Annotated in this window: 11 protein-coding genes; 5 read left to right on the top strand and 6 right to left on the bottom strand. The window is 68.6% G+C overall.

What is annotated here, in order from left to right; genetic code table 11:
- Positions 1–40: 40 nt before the first annotated feature.
- The 5 genes from GO999_RS18125 to GO999_RS18105 all read left to right on the top strand — a co-directional run bounded on the left by GO999_RS18125 (position 41) and on the right by GO999_RS18105 (position 7,400).
- Positions 41–1,270 (top strand): efflux RND transporter periplasmic adaptor subunit, encoded by a 1,230-nt coding sequence (locus GO999_RS18125; protein ID WP_071011720.1) that lies wholly within the window; start codon positions 41–43, stop codon positions 1,268–1,270.
- A 15-nt stretch (positions 1,271–1,285) separates the two neighbouring features.
- Positions 1,286–4,441, top strand: a complete 3,156-nt coding sequence (locus GO999_RS18120; RefSeq protein ID WP_165591959.1) for an efflux RND transporter permease subunit — start codon at positions 1,286–1,288, stop codon at positions 4,439–4,441.
- Positions 4,442–4,452: 11 nt separating this feature from the next.
- Positions 4,453–5,928, top strand: a complete 1,476-nt coding sequence (gene adeC, locus GO999_RS18115; RefSeq protein ID WP_071011727.1) for an AdeC/AdeK/OprM family multidrug efflux complex outer membrane factor — start codon at positions 4,453–4,455, stop codon at positions 5,926–5,928.
- Between the two features lie 21 nt (positions 5,929–5,949).
- Positions 5,950–6,609 carry a TetR family transcriptional regulator gene (locus GO999_RS18110; RefSeq protein ID WP_211907075.1) on the top strand — a complete coding sequence of 220 codons (660 nt, stop codon included), beginning with the start codon at positions 5,950–5,952 and terminating at the stop codon, positions 6,607–6,609.
- 167 nt (positions 6,610–6,776) lie between these two features.
- Positions 6,777–7,400 (top strand): TetR/AcrR family transcriptional regulator, encoded by a 624-nt coding sequence (locus tag GO999_RS18105; protein ID WP_028854300.1) that lies wholly within the window; start codon positions 6,777–6,779, stop codon positions 7,398–7,400.
- Positions 7,401–7,635: 235 nt separating this feature from the next.
- Here the strand turns inward: GO999_RS18105 and mqo are convergent, their stop codons facing one another.
- The 6 genes from mqo to GO999_RS18075 all read right to left on the bottom strand — a co-directional run bounded on the left by mqo (position 7,636) and on the right by GO999_RS18075 (position 15,502).
- On the bottom strand, positions 7,636–9,297 hold the full coding sequence (gene mqo, locus GO999_RS18100) for a malate dehydrogenase (quinone) (protein WP_011004112.1): 1,662 nt from the start codon (positions 9,295–9,297) through the stop codon (positions 7,636–7,638).
- Positions 9,298–9,802: 505 nt separating this feature from the next.
- A complete protein-coding gene (locus GO999_RS18095; protein ID WP_071093439.1) occupies positions 9,803–11,794 on the bottom strand; it encodes a putative bifunctional diguanylate cyclase/phosphodiesterase in 1,992 nt (663 codons plus the stop codon).
- A complete protein-coding gene (locus tag GO999_RS18090; RefSeq protein WP_028854297.1) occupies positions 11,791–12,366 on the bottom strand; it encodes a YfiR family protein in 576 nt (191 codons plus the stop codon). Before GO999_RS18090 ends, GO999_RS18095 begins: the two co-directional genes overlap by 4 nt.
- The gene (locus tag GO999_RS18085; protein WP_016727811.1) at positions 12,363–14,321 is read right to left on the bottom strand and encodes a TonB-dependent receptor plug domain-containing protein; all 1,959 of its coding nucleotides are present in this window, start codon (positions 14,319–14,321) and stop codon (positions 12,363–12,365) included. Before GO999_RS18085 ends, GO999_RS18090 begins: the two co-directional genes overlap by 4 nt.
- Positions 14,322–14,640: 319 nt before the next feature.
- The gene (locus GO999_RS18080) at positions 14,641–15,060 is read right to left on the bottom strand and encodes a F0F1 ATP synthase subunit epsilon (RefSeq protein ID WP_011004108.1); all 420 of its coding nucleotides are present in this window, start codon (positions 15,058–15,060) and stop codon (positions 14,641–14,643) included.
- Positions 15,061–15,211: 151 nt separating this feature from the next.
- Positions 15,212–15,502 (bottom strand): hypothetical protein, encoded by a 291-nt coding sequence (locus tag GO999_RS18075; RefSeq protein WP_071011732.1) that lies wholly within the window; start codon positions 15,500–15,502, stop codon positions 15,212–15,214.
- Between the last annotated feature and the right edge of the window lie 467 nt (positions 15,503–15,969).

Genomic DNA, 15,969 nt, shown 5'->3' with positions numbered 1-15,969 from the left:
AATGTCACGTCGTCGCGCCCCCTCTCCTCAGGAACCCGCCATGCGCCCCACTCCGCCCGCCCTCGCCCCTCTTCTTGCCGCGCTTGCCGCCGCCAGCCTGCTGGCCGCCTGCGGCAAGCCGCCGGGTGGCCCGCCGCCGGCGGAGGGCACGCCGGTGGTCGGCGTGATGACCGTGCAGCCGCAGCGCGTGACGCTCGATACCGAGCTGCCCGGGCGCACGGTCCCCTTCCTGGTCGCCGATGTCCGGCCCCAGGTCAACGGCATCATCAAGGCCCGCACATTCCGCGAAGGCAGCGACGTGAAAGCGGGCGCGGCGCTCTACCAGATCGATCCGGCCACCTACCAGGCGGCCTACGACAGCAACGTGGCGGCCCTGGCCAAGGCCCAGGCCAACCTCAAGACCACGCGCCTGAAGGCCGAGCGCTACAAGGAACTGGTGGCGATCCAGGCCGTCAGCCGGCAGGACTACGACGACGCCGCCGCCGCGCTGGCCCAGGGCGAGGCCGACGTGGCCGCCGCCCGCGCCAACGTGGAGACCAGCCGGATCAACCTGGCCTACGCCCGGGTGGATGCCCCCATCTCCGGCCGGATCGGCAGATCCAGCGTGACGCCGGGCGCGCTCGTCACCGCCAACCAGACCACCTCGCTGGCCACGATCCAGCAGCTCGACCCCATCTACGTGGACGTGACCCAGCCCAGCGCCGCACTGCTGCGCCTGCGGCAGGCGATGGCCCGCGGCGATCTCCAGAAGAGCGGCGCCAACGCGGCCACCGTGCGGCTGCTGCTGGAAGACGGCAGCGCGTATCCGCTCGAAGGCAAGCTGGAGTTCTCCGACGTGACGGTGGACCAGAACACCGGCTCCGTGACGCTGCGCGCGGTGTTCCCCAACCCGAGCGCCATCCTGCTGCCCGGCATGTATGTGCGCGCCGTGCTGCCGGAAGGCGTGAAGGACGAGGCCCTGCTGGTGCCGCAGCAGGCCGTGGCGCGCGACAGCACCGGCAAGCCGTTCGCCTACGTGGTGGGCAACGACCGCAAGCTGCAGCGCCGCACGCTGGAAACGGAGCGCACCGTGGGTGACCAGTGGCTGGTGCGCAGCGGCCTGCGCATCGGCGACCAGCTGGTGGTGGAAGGCCTGCCGCGTGCCGTGCCCGGCGCCGAGGTCAAGACCACGCCGTGGACGGGCAAGACGGCAACGTCGAACCCGGCCGCCCCCGCGGCGCCCGCTGTGCGGACGGCCGTCGGGCAGCGCACCACCGTCGCCGCCAACTGACCCCGGAACCCCGCCATGGCACGCTATTTCATCGACCGCCCCATCTTCGCGTGGGTCCTGGCCATCATCGTGATGCTGGCCGGGGCGCTGTCCATCGCCACGCTGCCGATCGCGCAGTACCCGAGCATCGCGCCGCCGGCCGTCGCCATCACCGCCACCTACCCCGGCGCATCGGCCAAGACGCTGGAAGACACCGTCACCCAGATCATCGAGCAGAAGATGAAGGGGCTGGACCACCTGAGCTACATGGCCTCGACCAGCGAGTCCTCGGGCACGGTCACCATCACCCTGACCTTCGACAACGGCACCGATCCCGATACCGCCCAGGTGCAGGTGCAGAACAAGCTCGCGCTGGCCACGCCGCTGCTGCCGCAGGAGGTGCAGCAGCAAGGCGTGCAGGTCACCAAGTCCGCCACCAACTTCCTGAACGTGCTGGCGTTCACGTCGGAAGACGGCAGCATGAACGGCTCCGACCTCTCCGACTACGTGGCCGCCAACGTGCAGGATGCCCTCAGCCGGGTGGAAGGCGTGGGCGACACCACGCTGTTCGGCTCGCAGTACGCCATGCGCATCTGGCTGGACCCGCACAAGCTGTCCAACTTCAGCCTGACGCCGCTGGACGTGAAGACCGCCATCCAGGCGCAGAACGCCCAGGTCTCGGCCGGCCAGCTCGGCGGCATGCCGGCGGCGGACAACCAGCAGATCAACGCCACCATCACCTCGCAGACGCGCCTGAAGACCGCCGAGGCGTTCGGCAACATCCTGCTGCGCACGCAGGCCGACGGCGCCCAGGTGCGCCTGCGCGACGTGGCCCGCATCGAGCTGGGCAGCGAGAGCTACAGCACCGTGGGCCGCTACAACGGCAAGCCCGCCGCCGGCCTGGCCATCAAGCTGGCCACCGGCGCCAACGCGCTCGATACCGTCAAGGCCATCGATGCCCGCGTGGCCGAGCTGGAGCCCTTCTTCCCGCCCGGCATGAAGGTGCAGAAGCCCTACGACACCACGCCCTTCGTGCGCATCTCGATCGAGGAGGTGGTGCGCACGCTGGTCGAGGCGATCGCGCTGGTGTTCCTGGTGATGTACCTGTTCCTGCAGAACTTCCGCGCCACGCTCATTCCGACCATCGCCGTGCCCGTGGTGCTGCTGGGCACCTTCGGCGTGCTGGCCGCGTGCGGCTTCACCATCAACACGCTGACCATGTTCGCCATGGTGCTGGCCATCGGCCTGCTGGTCGACGACGCCATCGTGGTGGTGGAGAACGTGGAACGGGTGATGAGCGAAGAGGGCCTGCCGCCCAGGGAAGCCACGCGCAAGTCGATGGGCCAGATCACCGGCGCGCTGATCGGCGTGGCGCTGGTGCTGGCCGCCGTGTTCGTGCCGATGGCCTTCTTCAAGGGCTCCACCGGCGTGATCTACCGGCAGTTCTCGATCACCATCGTCTCGGCGATGACGCTGTCGGTGCTGGTGGCGATGGTGCTGACCCCGGCACTGTGCGCGACGCTGCTCAAGCCCGTCAGGAAAGGCCACGCGCAGGCCACGACCGGCTTCTTCGGCTGGTTCAACCGCACCTTCGACCGCGGCAACCATCGCTACCAGGGCATCGTGCGCCACATGCTGGGCAAGCAACGGCGCTACATGACCGTGTACGGCGTGCTGTTCGCCATGGTGGTGGTCGGCTTCATGAAGCTGCCGGTCGGCTTCCTGCCCGACGAAGACCAGGGCACGCTGTTCGTGCTGGCGCAGCTGCCGCCGGGCGCCACCAATGCGCGCACCGAAGACGTGCTGCGCCAGGTCGAGCACCACTTCCTGGTGGACCAGAAAGAAGCCGTGAGCGGCGTGTTCTCGGTGGCGGGCTTCAGCTTTGCCGGCAGCGGCCAGAACATGGGCTTTGCCTTCGTCAAGCTGCGCCCGTGGAACGAGCGCAAGGGCGAGGCGCTCAGCGTCAGCGGCGTCGTGGCCAGGGCCTTCGGGTTCTTCGCCACCATCCGCGACGCCCGGGTCTTCGCCTTCGCCCCGCCGGCCGTGGCGGAGCTGGGCAACGCCACCGGCTTCGACCTGATGCTGCAGGACCGCGCCAACCTCGGCCACGCCGCGCTGATGCAGGCCCGCAACCAGCTGCTGGGCACGCTCTCGCAAGACCCGCGCCTGGTGGCCGTCCGCCCCAACGGCCAGGAAGACACGCCGGAGTTCCAGCTGCAGATCGATGCGCACAAGGCGGAAACGCTGGGCCTGTCGATCTCCGACATCAACAGCACGCTCGCCACCGCGTGGGGCAGCAGCTACGTCAACGACTTCATCGACCGGGGCCGCGTCAAGAAGGTCATGCTGCAAGCCGATGCGCCCTTCCGCATGAACCCGGAGGACATCGACAAATGGTATGTGCGCAACAGCGCCGGCACCATGGTTCCGTTCACCGCGTTCGCCAGGGTGGACTGGTCCTCGGGCTCGCCGCGGCTGGAGCGCTACAACGGCGTGCCCTCGATGGAGATCCTGGGCATGGCCAAGCCCGGCAGCGCCTCCAGCGGCGAGGCGCTCGCCATCGTCGAGGCGGCCGTGGCCAAGCTGCCGGCCGGCATCGGCTACGCGTGGACCGGGCTGTCCCTGCAGGAGAAGGCCTCCAGCGGGCAGACCACCCTGCTCTACACGCTGTCGATCCTGATCGTGTTCCTGTGCCTGGCGGCGCTGTACGAGAGCTGGGCAATCCCCTTCTCGGTCATCATGGTGGTGCCGCTCGGCGTGCTGGGCGCGCTGCTCGGCGCCATCCTGACCTGGAAGATGAACGACGTGTATTTCCAGGTGGGCCTGCTGACCACCATCGGCCTGGCATCCAAGAACGCCATCCTGATCGTCGAATTCGCCAAGGAACTCAATGCGCAGGGGATGCGCGTGGTCGAGGCGGCCATGACGGCGGCACGCATGCGCCTGCGCCCCATCCTGATGACGTCGCTGGCCTTCATCCTCGGCGTCGTGCCGATGGTCACGGGCAGCGGTGCCGGCGCCGGCGCGCAGCACGCGCTGGGCACGGCGGTCATCGGGGGCATGCTGTCCGGCACCGTTCTCGCCATCTTCTTCGTGCCGCTGTTCTTCGTGCTGGTGCGCGGGCTGTTCCGGGCCAGGCCGGCCATGGCCGCGGCCACCACCGCGCAACCGGCCGACGCCGCCGCTTCGTAAGGACACCCGACATGATCCGTTTTTCTCCTACCGCGCTCGCGCTGGCCGCCACGCTCGCCGGCTGCACGCTGATGCCAACCTACCAGCAGCCGGCCGCGCCGGTGCCGGCTGCCTTCGCCGGCGCATCGGACGATCGAGGCGACACCGACGGCACCCGGGCAGCCACCCCCGTGGCCGAGATCGGCTGGCGCGACGTGTTCACCGACCCGTCGCTGCAGCGCGTGATCGACCTGGCGCTGGCCAACAACCGCGACCTGCGCGTGGCCGTCCTCAACATCGAAAAGGCACGCGCGCAGTACCGCGTGCAGGACGCGGCGCTGTTCCCCACGGTCAAGGCCAGCGGCAGCGAGAGCGCCAGCCGCACGCCGGCCGCCCTGTCGGCCACCGGGCAACCGGTGGTGTCGCACACCTACAGCGCCACGCTCGGCTTCAGCGCCTACGAGCTGGACCTGTTCGGCCGCGTGCGCAGCCTCAGCGCGCAGGCGCTGGAGCAGTACCTCGCCACCGTCGAAGCGCGCCGCAGCAGCCAGATCAGCCTGGTCGCCGAGGTCGCCACCGCCTACCTGACCCTGGCCGCGGACCAGGATCTGCTCAAGCTGGCGCAGGACACCCTGTCCAGCCAGAGCGATACCTACCGCCTCAATCAGCGCAGCTACGAGCTGGGCACGGCCTCCAGGCTGACGCTGCGCCAGTCGCAGACCAGCGTCGACGCCGCGCGCGTCGACGTGGAGCGCTACACCGCCCAGGTGGCGCAAGACCGCAACGCGCTGGTGCTGCTGGTGGGCGCCGACGTGCCGGCCGAGTTGCTGCCCAGGTCGCTGCCCGATCCGTCGGCCGCGAGCGGCAGCGTGCTGGCGACCATCCCGCCGGGGCTCGCGTCCGACCTGCTCCAGCGCCGGCCGGACATCCTCCAGGCCGAGCACGACCTGAAGGCCGCCAACGCCAACATCGGCGCCGCGCGCGCGGCCTTCTTCCCGAGCATCAGCCTGACCGCCTCGGCCGGCACGTCCAGCGCCAGCCTGGCCGGCCTGTTCAAGGGCGGCTCGGGGGTGTGGAGCTTCGGGCCCCAGATCTCGCTGCCGATCTTCGACGGCGGCGCCAACCGCGCGAATCTCGACATCGCCAACGCCAGCCGCGACATCGCCGTGGCGCAGTACGAGAAAGCCATCCAGACCGCGTTCCGCGAGGTCTCCGATGCGCTGGCCCAGCGCGGCACGCTGGGCCGCCAGCTCGACGCGCAGCAGTCGCTGGTCGATGCCACCTCGGACAGCTATCAGCTCGCCACCGCGCGCTTCAAGCGCGGCGTGGACAGCTACCTGAACGTGCTCGACTCGCAGCGCTCGCTGTACACGGCGCAGCAGAACCTGATCAACACGCGCCTGTCGCGCTTGACCAACCTGGCGACCTTCTACAAGACGCTGGGCGGCGGCTGGGTCGAGACGAGCGGTGCGCCGGTGGCGGCCGCCCGGAGCGCCCCGGGCGCCTGAGGCGCCGCCCACGGAGCCCGCGTGGCAAGACAGACTCGAGCCGGCGCCGCCCTGACCCGCGCGCGCGTGATCGAAGCCGCCATCGAAGTGGTCTCCGAGCGCGGCATCCGCGCGGCCACGCTGGCGGACGTGGCCGCGCGCGCCGGTGTCACGCGCGGGGCCGTGTACGGACATTTCCCGGGCAAGCCGGCGCTGGTGGCCGCCATCATCGACGGCCTGCTATGGCCCCTGGATAACGGCGACGACCTCGCGGGCTATCGGGCGCATCCGCGGCCGCTGCGGCGGTTGCACGCCCAGCTGTCCGCCCAGTTGACGCGGTGCTTGCAAACCCCGGCGCAACGGCATGTCGTGACGCTCGTGCTTCGGGAGTCCGGCTACCTGGCGTGCCCGGCGGCGGCGGCTGACCACGCCATGCGCCTGCGGGACAAGGCCGTGGCCAGCCTGGGCGGCGTGATGGGCATGGCTCGCGACCGGCATCAGCTGCGCCCTGACATCGAACCGGATGCGGCGGCGCGCTGCCTGCATGCGCTCGGGATCGGCATCCTGTCGGAACATGCGAGCCGGCTGGCCCGCGGCGTGCAGATCGAAATCCGGCAATGCCTGCAGCTGTTCTTCGAAGGCATCGAACGCACCGCGGCAGGATCGTCGAACCTGCTCGCTTGCCGCAGCCCGGCCGCTTGACCCACGCCGCCCGGGCCATCGCGCCCCTCGAGAACGGCTTTGCCTGCCCGCCCGAGCGGGCCGATCGGCGCGCCAACCGGCCCGTGCCGCCGATCGCCGGGCCGCGAGCCCGATGACATACACTCTCGTTTCGCCGCGCTGATGCGGCGCCGGCCAGGAAGTCACGCATGCGGAAAAAGACGGAAGAAAAGCGGCAGTCCATCATCGATGCCGCTTTCCACGTGTTCAGGGAAGTAGGTTTCGATCAGGCCTCGATGTCTGACATCGCCGCGCGCTCCGGCGCCTCCAAAGCCACGCTGTACAACTACTTCAGCTCGAAAGAGGAGATGTTCGCGGAGATCATGAGCGGCACCGCCGCGGACGAGATACGCGAGGCATTCGCGCAGCTGAAATCTTCCGGGCCCGTGGCCGACACGCTTGTCGTCTTCGGCGAGCACTACCTGAACGCCATCCTGCGGCCCTCGACGCTCGCGATCCGGCGCCTGGCAATCTGCGAAGGGGATCGCTCGAACCTCGGGCGCGCCTTTTACGAGCACGGCCCCAAGCTCGGCTGGGCGATGCTGGCGGAGTTTCTCCGCGAGGCCATGGAGGCCGGCGCGCTCAAGCAGCGCGACACCGATATCGCGGCGGCGCATCTTCACGCCCTCTACGAGGCGGAATGCGTGGAACTGTGCCTGCTGGGCGTGCCGCTCGACATCAGCCCGGGCCGGATCGCCGAGGGTGTCGCGCGAGCGGTCGACGTCTTCATGGCCGCGTACGGCGAGCCGCAGGCCGAAGGCCAGACCCGCTGACGCCCGATCGGGCGACACCGCGCGGCGCCATGGTGACCTTGCCCATCATGCCGCCGGCCGCCACGGAACGCGCAGCCTGAAGGCGCGCATGGGCAAGGCCGCCCGCCCCCCGAAGCCAAAAACCATCCGCCCGTAAACGACAATCGGGGCCGACACGCCATCCGTGTCGACCCCGATTCCGCATGGGCTGCGGGACGCGCTCCGCTGGCGGGCCGCGCCTCCTCTCTTGCCGTGCTTACAGCGCGATGTCAGCCGTGGCCTTGGCCGGCTTGGCCTGCTGGGCCGCCCCAGCCGCCGGCTTCGCTGCCGGCGCCGCGGGCGTCACGCGCAGATCGATCCGCGGCGGCGGCGACAGCTGCAGCGCTTCCGCGGTGGCAACCCATTCCTCGTAGACCTTGGCCGGGTTGTCGTTGAGCTTGATGCCGTAGGTCGGGATCATCTGGCGGACCTTCTGCTGCCAGGCCGGCGTGGCGAGCTTGTCCTTGAACACCGTCTCGAGCACGCCCAGCATGATCGGGGCCGCGGTCGATGCGCCCGGCGATGCGCCGAGCAGGCCGGCGATGGTGCCGTCCTTCGACTTCACGATCTGCGTGCCGAGCTTGAGGATGCCGCCCTTGGCCTCGTCGCGCTGGATGATCTGCACGCGCTGGCCGGCCTGCCACAGGCGCCAGTCTTCCTTCTTCGCAAGCGGGAAGTATTCCTTCAGCGCATTGAAGCGGTCTTCGTCGGACAGCATCAGCTGGCCCGCAAGGTACTGGACCAGCGGGAACTCGTCGACGCCCACGTGCAGCATCGGCATGACGTTGTGCGAGGTGGTGCTGCCGAACAGGTCCATGTACGAACCGTTCTTCAGGAACTTCGTCGAGAACGTCGCGAACGGGCCGAACAGGATGATCCGCTTGCCGTCGATGACGCGGGTATCCAGGTGCGGCACCGACATCGGCGGCGAGCCGACCGAAGCCTTGCCGTACGCCTTCGCCAGGTGGCGGTTCACGACTTCCGGATTCTCGGTGACCAGGAACGAGCCGCCGACCGGGAAAGCGGCGAAGTCGCGCGCTTCCGGAATGCCCGAAGCCTGCAGCAGGCGCAATGCGCCGCCGCCCGCGCCGATGAAGAGGAACTTCGTGTCGACATCCTGCCGGTCGCCCGACTTCAGGTTGACGTACGACACCCGCCACGTGCCGTCGTCATTGCGCTTGATGTCGCGCACTTCGCTCGACAGCGACAGCGTGAACTGGGGCTGGCTCTGCAGGTAGCCGACAAACTGGCGCGTGATCTCGCCGAAGTTCACGTCGGTGCCCACCGGCATCCAGGTGGCGGCGACCTTCTGCGAGCGGTCGCGACCTTCCATCATCAGCGGCACCCACTTGCTGATCTGGTCATAGTCGTCAGAGAACTGCATGCCGCGGAACAGCGGGCTGGCCTGCAGCGCCTCGTAGCGCTTCTTCAGGTAGCGGACGTTGTCCTCGCCCCACACGAAGCTCATGTGCGGGGTCGAATTGATGAACGAGCGCGGGTTCTTGAGCACGCCGGTCTTGACCTGGTACGTCCAGAACTGGCGCGTTACCTGGAAGCCTTCGTTGATCTCGACGGCCTTGGAGATGTCGATCTTGCCGTTCGATTTTTCGGGGGTGTAGTTCAGTTCGGCCAGCGCGGAGTGCCCGGTGCCGGCGTTGTTCCAGCCGTTCGAGCTTTCCTGGGCGACGCCGTCCAGGCGCTCGACCATCATCATCGACCAGTCGGGCTCGAGCTCATGCAGCCAGACGCCGAGCGTCGAACTCATGATGCCGCCGCCCACCAGCAGCACATCCACCTTCTTCGTCTCGGCGGCCTGCGCGGAAAATGCCGCCAGACAAACCACCGCCCCCGATAGAGCTACCCGTATTGCTTTGATCACAACAACCCACCTTCTCAGACAGACATAACCTTTCCGCCAACGTTTTCGGGCAATGCCGCGCGCAAACCAGGTTTGCACGTTTCACGCGACCGGACGCCAGCGGAAGAATCGAATGATCGATTCCCCAAAATGATGCAAAAACAGAAAATCCCGCCCGACGCACCTCCGCCGACTTTCCATCACGTACGGCGACAACTGCACGGTCTCGGGTACACAACGCGTCGCGGGAGCCGGACGCGAGAGGAAACGGAAGCAAACCGCCACAAGCGCGCGCATCCGGGGGCGGGTGACACCCCATGGCAGGAACCTCGATGCAGCACGCCGGACAAGATCGCCGCAGACCTGCCGGAACAACCGGGCGACCTGCGGGATGATTGCTCATTGGCCTTTTGGGGGAGCAACCGGGTGCGTAATATAACCCAAATCAGTCTTTAGCGTCCTGAACTACGGCGCGCCATTTCAGCCCGTTTCAACGGGGCTGCAAACCGTGTGATTAATCCACCGCTTATGAAGCGTCCGTGCGTTCCGTGGACGGGATAATCTCTGCGTCGAAGGGCGGCGCCGCACTGTCCTGACGTCGCAGCCAGGACATCAGTTGCTCGGCGTGCAGCGGCCGCGAGAACAGATACCCCTGGCCGAGATCGCAGCCGGCCGCGCGCAGCCAGGCGAGCTGCCCGGCATGCTCCACGCCTTCGGCCACCACCTGCATGCGCAGGCTGTGCGCCATGGCGATGACCGCGCTGGCGATCGCCTCGCCGTCGCCGGGCATGCGCTGCACGAAGCTGCGGTCGATCTTCAGCTTGTGGATCGGGAAGCGCTGCAGATAGGCCAGCGACGAGTACCCGGTGCCGAAATCGTCGATCGACAGGTTGACCCCCGCCGCGTGCAGGGCTTCGAGCAGCCGGATGTTGGCGTCGATGTCCTCCATCAGCACGCTCTCGGTGATCTCCAGCTCGAGCAGGTGCGGCGGCAGGCCGGTCTCGCGCAGGATGCCGAGCACGTTCTCCGCCAGGGCCGGATCGCGCGCCTGCCGCGGCGACAGGTTGACCGCCACGCGCAGCGTCGCCCGCCCGGCATGCAGCCACTGCGCCGCCTGCTGGCAGGCCGTGCGCAGCACCCACAGGCCCAGCGGCACGATCAGGCCGGTCTCTTCGGCCACGGCGATGAATTCGCCGGGACCGATCAGGCCGATCTCCGGGTGCCGCCAGCGCACCAAGGCCTCCACGCCATGCACGTGGGCCGAGCAGACATGCGCGCCCGCCTGCGCAAGCGCGTCCAGGCGGATCTGCGGCTGGTAGACCAGCAGCAGCTCTTCGTGTTCGAGCGCGCGGCGCAGGTCCGACTCCACGCGCAGGCGGCGGCGCGCCTGCTGGTCCATCTCGGCGGTGAAGCAGGCCGCGGCGTTCTTGCCGCGGTTCTTGGCGGAGTACATCGCCGCATCGGCATTGCGGGTGAGCGACTGCACGTCGCCGGCATCATGCGGATACAGGCTCACGCCCACGCTGGCCGTGACGTAGATCTGGTGCAGATCCAGCGCGAACGGCGCCGCCAGCGCGGCCAGGATGCGATTGGCGAGCGCGCTGGACAGCTCGGCGGCCTCCGGGTTGGTGATCGATGCGCGCCGCGACAGCTCGGCGATCACGGCGAACTCGTCTCCGCCGATGCGGCACAGCACGGCGCGCACATTGGATTGCTCGATCACATCGTTGAGCCGGCGCGCCACCTGGCGTAGCAGCCGGTCGCCGTTGTTGTGGCCGAGCGTGTCGTTGACCACCTTGAAGTTGTCCAGATCCAGCAGCAGCAACCCGATCGCGCCGGCCTGCCCGGCCGATTCGAGCGCTTCCCGCAGCCGCTGGTTGAAGGCGTGCCGGTTGGGCAGGTCGGTCACGGAATCGACATGGGCCAGGTAGTCGAGATGCGCCTCGGCCTGCAGCACGGCCCGCCGCGTGCGGGCGATCACCAGGTAGGCCAGCCCCATGGCGCCGATCCCGACCGTCACCGTCAGCGCGGCGTAGCCCAGCAGTTGCAGGTAGAGATCGTCGAGGCTCGAGCGGATGACGACGTAGCCGATCACGCGCCGCTCGGAGAAGATGGGCTCCACCACCAGCAGCCGCGTCGCGGTGGACTCGTCGTGGTCGCGCATCAGGGCCGCGTCGGGCGAGCGCACCGGTGCCGCTTCGCCGCGCTGGTACAGCCCGAGCGGCAGGCGCTGCGCGGTGAACACGCCGGCCGCGCGCAGCGACGGCGAACCGGCCAGCGCGCCGAGCGTCTCTTCGGCCGCGCGCCGGTCGTTGAACAGCAGCGCCGCCACGCTGTTGGCGCCGATGATGCGCGCCTGCACGTGGACATCGCGCACCAGCGCCGCACGCAGCGCCACGAACTGGAACGCGATCAGCAGTACGCCGGCGATGGCCAGCGCCGCGCCCGCGGCCGCCATGTTGGTCCGCAGGACAGCGCGACTGAGCTGGGACCGCCAGGGCTTGAAAGCCATCATCATTGCACGCTCCTGGCCAGTCGCAAGAGTTGGGAACTGAGCTGCAGCCCGGCCTGGCGGGCCGCGGCCGCATCGATGTCGAACACCACCCGGCTGTCCTGCAGCGACAGCGCGATCATCGGGCCGGACGCACCGCCGGCCCGCGCCGCCCGGCCCCCGTCGACGACGGTCAGCACCGGGGCGGCCGGGTCCAGGCGGACCGCCTGGCTGGGCGCGCGATCGTCCAGTACCGCCACATGGCAGCCCGCGACGGCGCCGTCGCTGATGCGGCGCACTTCCAGCCGATGCCCGTGCACGGATTTCCCCGCCAGCCGGCCCAGCGCGGCCTGCAGCGCATGGTCGGGCGCCACGCACAGCACCATGGGGGCGTTGGCGAGCAGCGTGCCCGCGGGCCAGGAGGTGAACAGCGCGAAGTTGTAGACGAACGCGGCTTTGACCTCGACCTCGCTCGCCTGCACCTGGGCGCGCGCGGCTCCCATCCAGGCGATGGCCGCGCACGCCACGCCCAGGGCGGCGCAGAGCCACCGCGGGCTGACACGCCCGGACAACCGGAGGATGGAACGCACGCCCCTCATCGGAAGGTCTGGGTGAACTTGAGCCGGAAGGCGCGGCCGTCCTGCCGGATGACCGCCTGCGCCAGCTCCGGTCCGGCCGGGTCCGCGTAGCGGCGGTCGAACAGGTTGTAGACGCTGGCCGACATCTCCAGGCCGGGCGCCAGCCGGGTCGCCAGCAGCGTCGCGTTGGCCAGCCAGAAACCGCCGGCCCGCCCTGCCTGCGCAAGGCGGCTGCCGACGTACTGGGCCTCCAGGCCCAGCCGCACGTCATCGCGCCACAGCGGCGTGGTGACGTTGAGCTTGGCCAGGTGGCGCGGCGAGTTCAGCAGCGTCTGGCCGCTGTCGAGATCCGTGCTGCGCTGCAGGCTGTAGCTGCCGCGCAGCCGCGTGCCGCCCGGCCAGGACTGCTCATAGCCGAGCTCCGCGCCGCGCGTGCGCGTGCGCGCCACGTTCTGGAACACCAGCAGCCCGGTGTTCGGGTCCAGCATCTGGCTGATGAGGTCCGAGACGTTGTTCTGGTACACCGACAGCGTGGCCCGGCCCGCGGCCCCCACCTGCTGCTCCAGCACGGTCTCGTAGGTGCGGATGCGCTCGGCCGACAGCCCGGCATTCGTCTCCTGCCCGCCGGGCGCCGAGGTCTGGTAGTACAGCTCGTAGACATTGGGCGCGCGGTAGGCCATGCCGTACAGCGCCTTGAGCGTCGTGCCCGGGGCGGCACGCCAGATCAGCCCCACCCGCGGGCTGAAGATACCGGGCACGAAGGTCGAGCGGTCGTAGCGCACGGCCGTGTCCAGCAGCCAGCCGGGATGCAGCGCGAACTGGTCCTGCGCGTAGAGGCCGACTCGGCTGTTGTTGCGATGGTCTTCCAGATAGCTCCGGTAGGGCGAGACGTCGAAATTGCGCATGGCATCGCGATAGTCGCGCTGCAGTTCCGTGCCGATCACCAGCGTATGGCGCTCGATCCGGCGCGTGACGAACTTCAGCTCCGTGCCATACCAGGCCGAGTCGAACAGGTCGCGGTTGAGCGTGACGGGCGGATAGTCATAGACGTAATCGCCGCGCGAGGTGTAGCGCCCCCAGTAGACCCGGGCCGAGACATCGCTGGCCTCGTCCAGTGCGTGCTGCCAGGTCGCGTTGAGGCTGTCGCGCGCATCGACCGTGCGCGATTGCGAGGCATTGAACAGCTGGTCGTACGGCGCCGTCGGCGTGCCCTTGGTGCGCTCGCCGTGAGCGAACGTCAGGCCGAACTCCCCCGCGCTGCCCTTGGCGAAGACCTGCTTGCGGCGGTCGAAATCCATGCCCACGGCGACGCCGTGGTTGGTGTCGGGCCGGTCGAACGCCGGGAAGTACAGGTCGCGTCCCGGCGCGTCGCCGATGGTGGCCGAGAGCAGCCATTCGGCGCCGCCTTGGGCGCGGTCGCCCCACGTCACGCGCCCTTCCCTGGCCTGCAGGCTGCCGGTCGAGGCGCTGGCCTGCACGCCGCCGATGTCGCCCCCGCGCCGGGTGATGACATTGATGACGCCGAACAGCGCGTTGGAGCCGTAGACCGCGGAACCCGCGCCCGGCACGTATTCCACGCGGTCGATCAGGTCGACGTCGATCGGGAAATCGGTGCCGATGGCGGCTTCGTCGAAGATGGAATCGTTGGTCCGGTAGCCGTCGATCAGCAGCAGGAAGCGGGTGTCGTAGTCGCCGGCGCGCAGGAAGCCGCGCGCGCCCAGTTCGGTGTAGCTGCGGTCATAGTTGGTGTAGAGGCCCGGCAGGCTGCGCAGGATGTCGGCCAGGGTGCGCCAGCCGTAGGCCTTGATGTCCGCCGCCGTGATGACCGACATGCTCGCCGGCGCTTCGCTGGCCGGCTGCGCGTATTTGGAGGCGCTGCTCACCTGCACCTGCATCAGCTGCTCGAGAGGCAGCTCGGTCAGGTCGGTTTCCGCATGCAGGCCCGGCGCAATCAGCAGGCCACCCAACGCAAACATTTGCGCCCACCGTCTGCGGCGCCACCACCGGTGAAACAGGCTTCCGAACGACCAAGGTGGGTGCACAGATGAGTGCACGACAACGCACGCGCACGTTCCGACATGGCACGCGTGCGCACAAGCGATCACAACAGTGGGTGACATCAAATGGACCAGCAGCAGAACCGAACGCGCCTTTGTTTTTTTGTGATGCATGCGTGGCGCGCCGTCGGTGCACATCAAGTTGAGTGCATTAAACGGACGCACAGGCGCGGTTCTTTAGTGCAACAAAGCGGGCCGGATCATACCCCAGGGCGCCCTGGGCGGATAGGCTGCCGCGCTATCTCCGCCGGCGGCGCGCGCGCTCGATGGCGGCCAGCTGCGCCACGGCTTCGGCCAGCTCGGCCTGGGCGCGGGCGTAGTCGATCTTGCTGCGGCTGTTCTGCAACAGTTCTTCGGCGGCCTTGCGCGCCTGCTGGGCCTTGGCCTCGTCCAGATCGCGGGCGCGCACCGCCGTGTCGGCCAGCAGGATCACCTCCTGCGGCAGGATGTGCGCAAAACCACCAGCGACGAAGAGGATGACCTCGTCGTCGTTCTCCAGCGTCACGCGCACGGTGCCGGGGCGCAGCCGCGTCAGCAGCGGCTCGTGGCCGGGCAGGATGCCCAGCTCGCCCTCCGTGCCCGGCACCACCACGAATTTGGCGGTGCCCTGGTACAGCCGCTCCTCTGCGGTCACGACGTCCACGGTCAGCAGCGGCATGGGGTCTCGTCTCCTGTTTTGTGCGCGATTGGCTGACACGGTAGCACGGCGTGCGCCGGTGGTCCTACCCTGTCTTGCCCTCATGCACCGGCCCCGAGCGCGGTACCGCGCTCGGTCGTGATGGCAGGCGGGAGGACTGGCGCAGACCAGTCTAGCCCGGCCAGGGAGTGACCGCGATGCACCACCCAACCAGCGGATCGCGCGCCAGCTCGATGCGCAGAAAACGCACCGCCTTCACCCGCTGCGACGACGAAGCCGCGTCCACCCGGTACGCCTGCAGCACCTCGAACATCCGCACCGAATTGTCCGCCTCGATGCTCACGTCGATGCCGGAATAGACGCGGCAACAGCGGTCGAGGCCATCCAGCCCCCGGTAAGACACCTTCGCGCCAATGCGCAGGTGCGCCCGCGCCCATCTCGCCCGAATGGCGCGGGAAGACATCGATCTCGGTTTCCTGCGGCACCAGTTGGTCGACCCGCGCCATCCGACAGGGGCGCGCCCCGATAGAACAGCTCCCGCCGTATGCCGCTTCCAGCACGCGGATCCGCGAGGTCACGGCCGGCTGGAACGGGCCGAGCGGCCTGGCGGCCAGCGCGATGCAGCTCAGGCGGGCGATCAGAAGAAGGACTTGAACTGCGCGACGCAGCACGAACGGGTGACGCTCCGAGCGCACGGTCCTGCAAGCCCGCGGGGAGGCCACCCATTTCAGGGGCTGCCTCGCCGGCCAAAGTGTGGCGAAACGTCCTCATCTTTTTTCCAGCAACCTAATACCTGATCTAAACATTTTTTATATTCAGGTACCCGGGAAGCGGCATTCTTGCGTGAATTGATGGAATTGGTTAGCGCAGAGCCTTCTTTTCATCGGATTAACACCACATTAACTCTTTGAAAATCCGTCGCGTGTGTGG

Source organism: Ralstonia nicotianae, assembly GCF_018243235.1.
In the GTDB taxonomy this organism is placed as follows: Bacteria; Pseudomonadota; Gammaproteobacteria; order Burkholderiales; family Burkholderiaceae; genus Ralstonia; species Ralstonia nicotianae.
This window is presented reverse-complemented; position numbering and strand designations above follow the sequence as displayed.

What these genes read in the sequence shown, in the direction of transcription:
- GO999_RS18075 (WP_071011732.1), bottom strand. Translation starts at nt 15,502, where the DNA reads ATGTCTTCCCGCGCCATTCGGGCGAGATGGGCGCGGGCGCACCTGCGC.
- GO999_RS18080 (WP_011004108.1), bottom strand. Translation starts at nt 15,060, where the DNA reads ATGCCGCTGCTGACCGTGGACGTCGTGACCGCAGAGGAGCGGCTGTAC.
- GO999_RS18090 (WP_028854297.1), bottom strand. Translation starts at nt 12,366, where the DNA reads ATGAGGGGCGTGCGTTCCATCCTCCGGTTGTCCGGGCGTGTCAGCCCG.
- GO999_RS18125 (WP_071011720.1), top strand. Translation starts at nt 41, where the DNA reads ATGCGCCCCACTCCGCCCGCCCTCGCCCCTCTTCTTGCCGCGCTTGCC.
- GO999_RS18085 (WP_016727811.1), bottom strand. Translation starts at nt 14,321, where the DNA reads ATGTTTGCGTTGGGTGGCCTGCTGATTGCGCCGGGCCTGCATGCGGAA.
- GO999_RS18095 (WP_071093439.1), bottom strand. Translation starts at nt 11,794, where the DNA reads ATGATGATGGCTTTCAAGCCCTGGCGGTCCCAGCTCAGTCGCGCTGTC.
- GO999_RS18105 (WP_028854300.1), top strand. Translation starts at nt 6,777, where the DNA reads ATGCGGAAAAAGACGGAAGAAAAGCGGCAGTCCATCATCGATGCCGCT.
- GO999_RS18120 (WP_165591959.1), top strand. Translation starts at nt 1,286, where the DNA reads ATGGCACGCTATTTCATCGACCGCCCCATCTTCGCGTGGGTCCTGGCC.
- adeC (WP_071011727.1), top strand. Translation starts at nt 4,453, where the DNA reads ATGATCCGTTTTTCTCCTACCGCGCTCGCGCTGGCCGCCACGCTCGCC.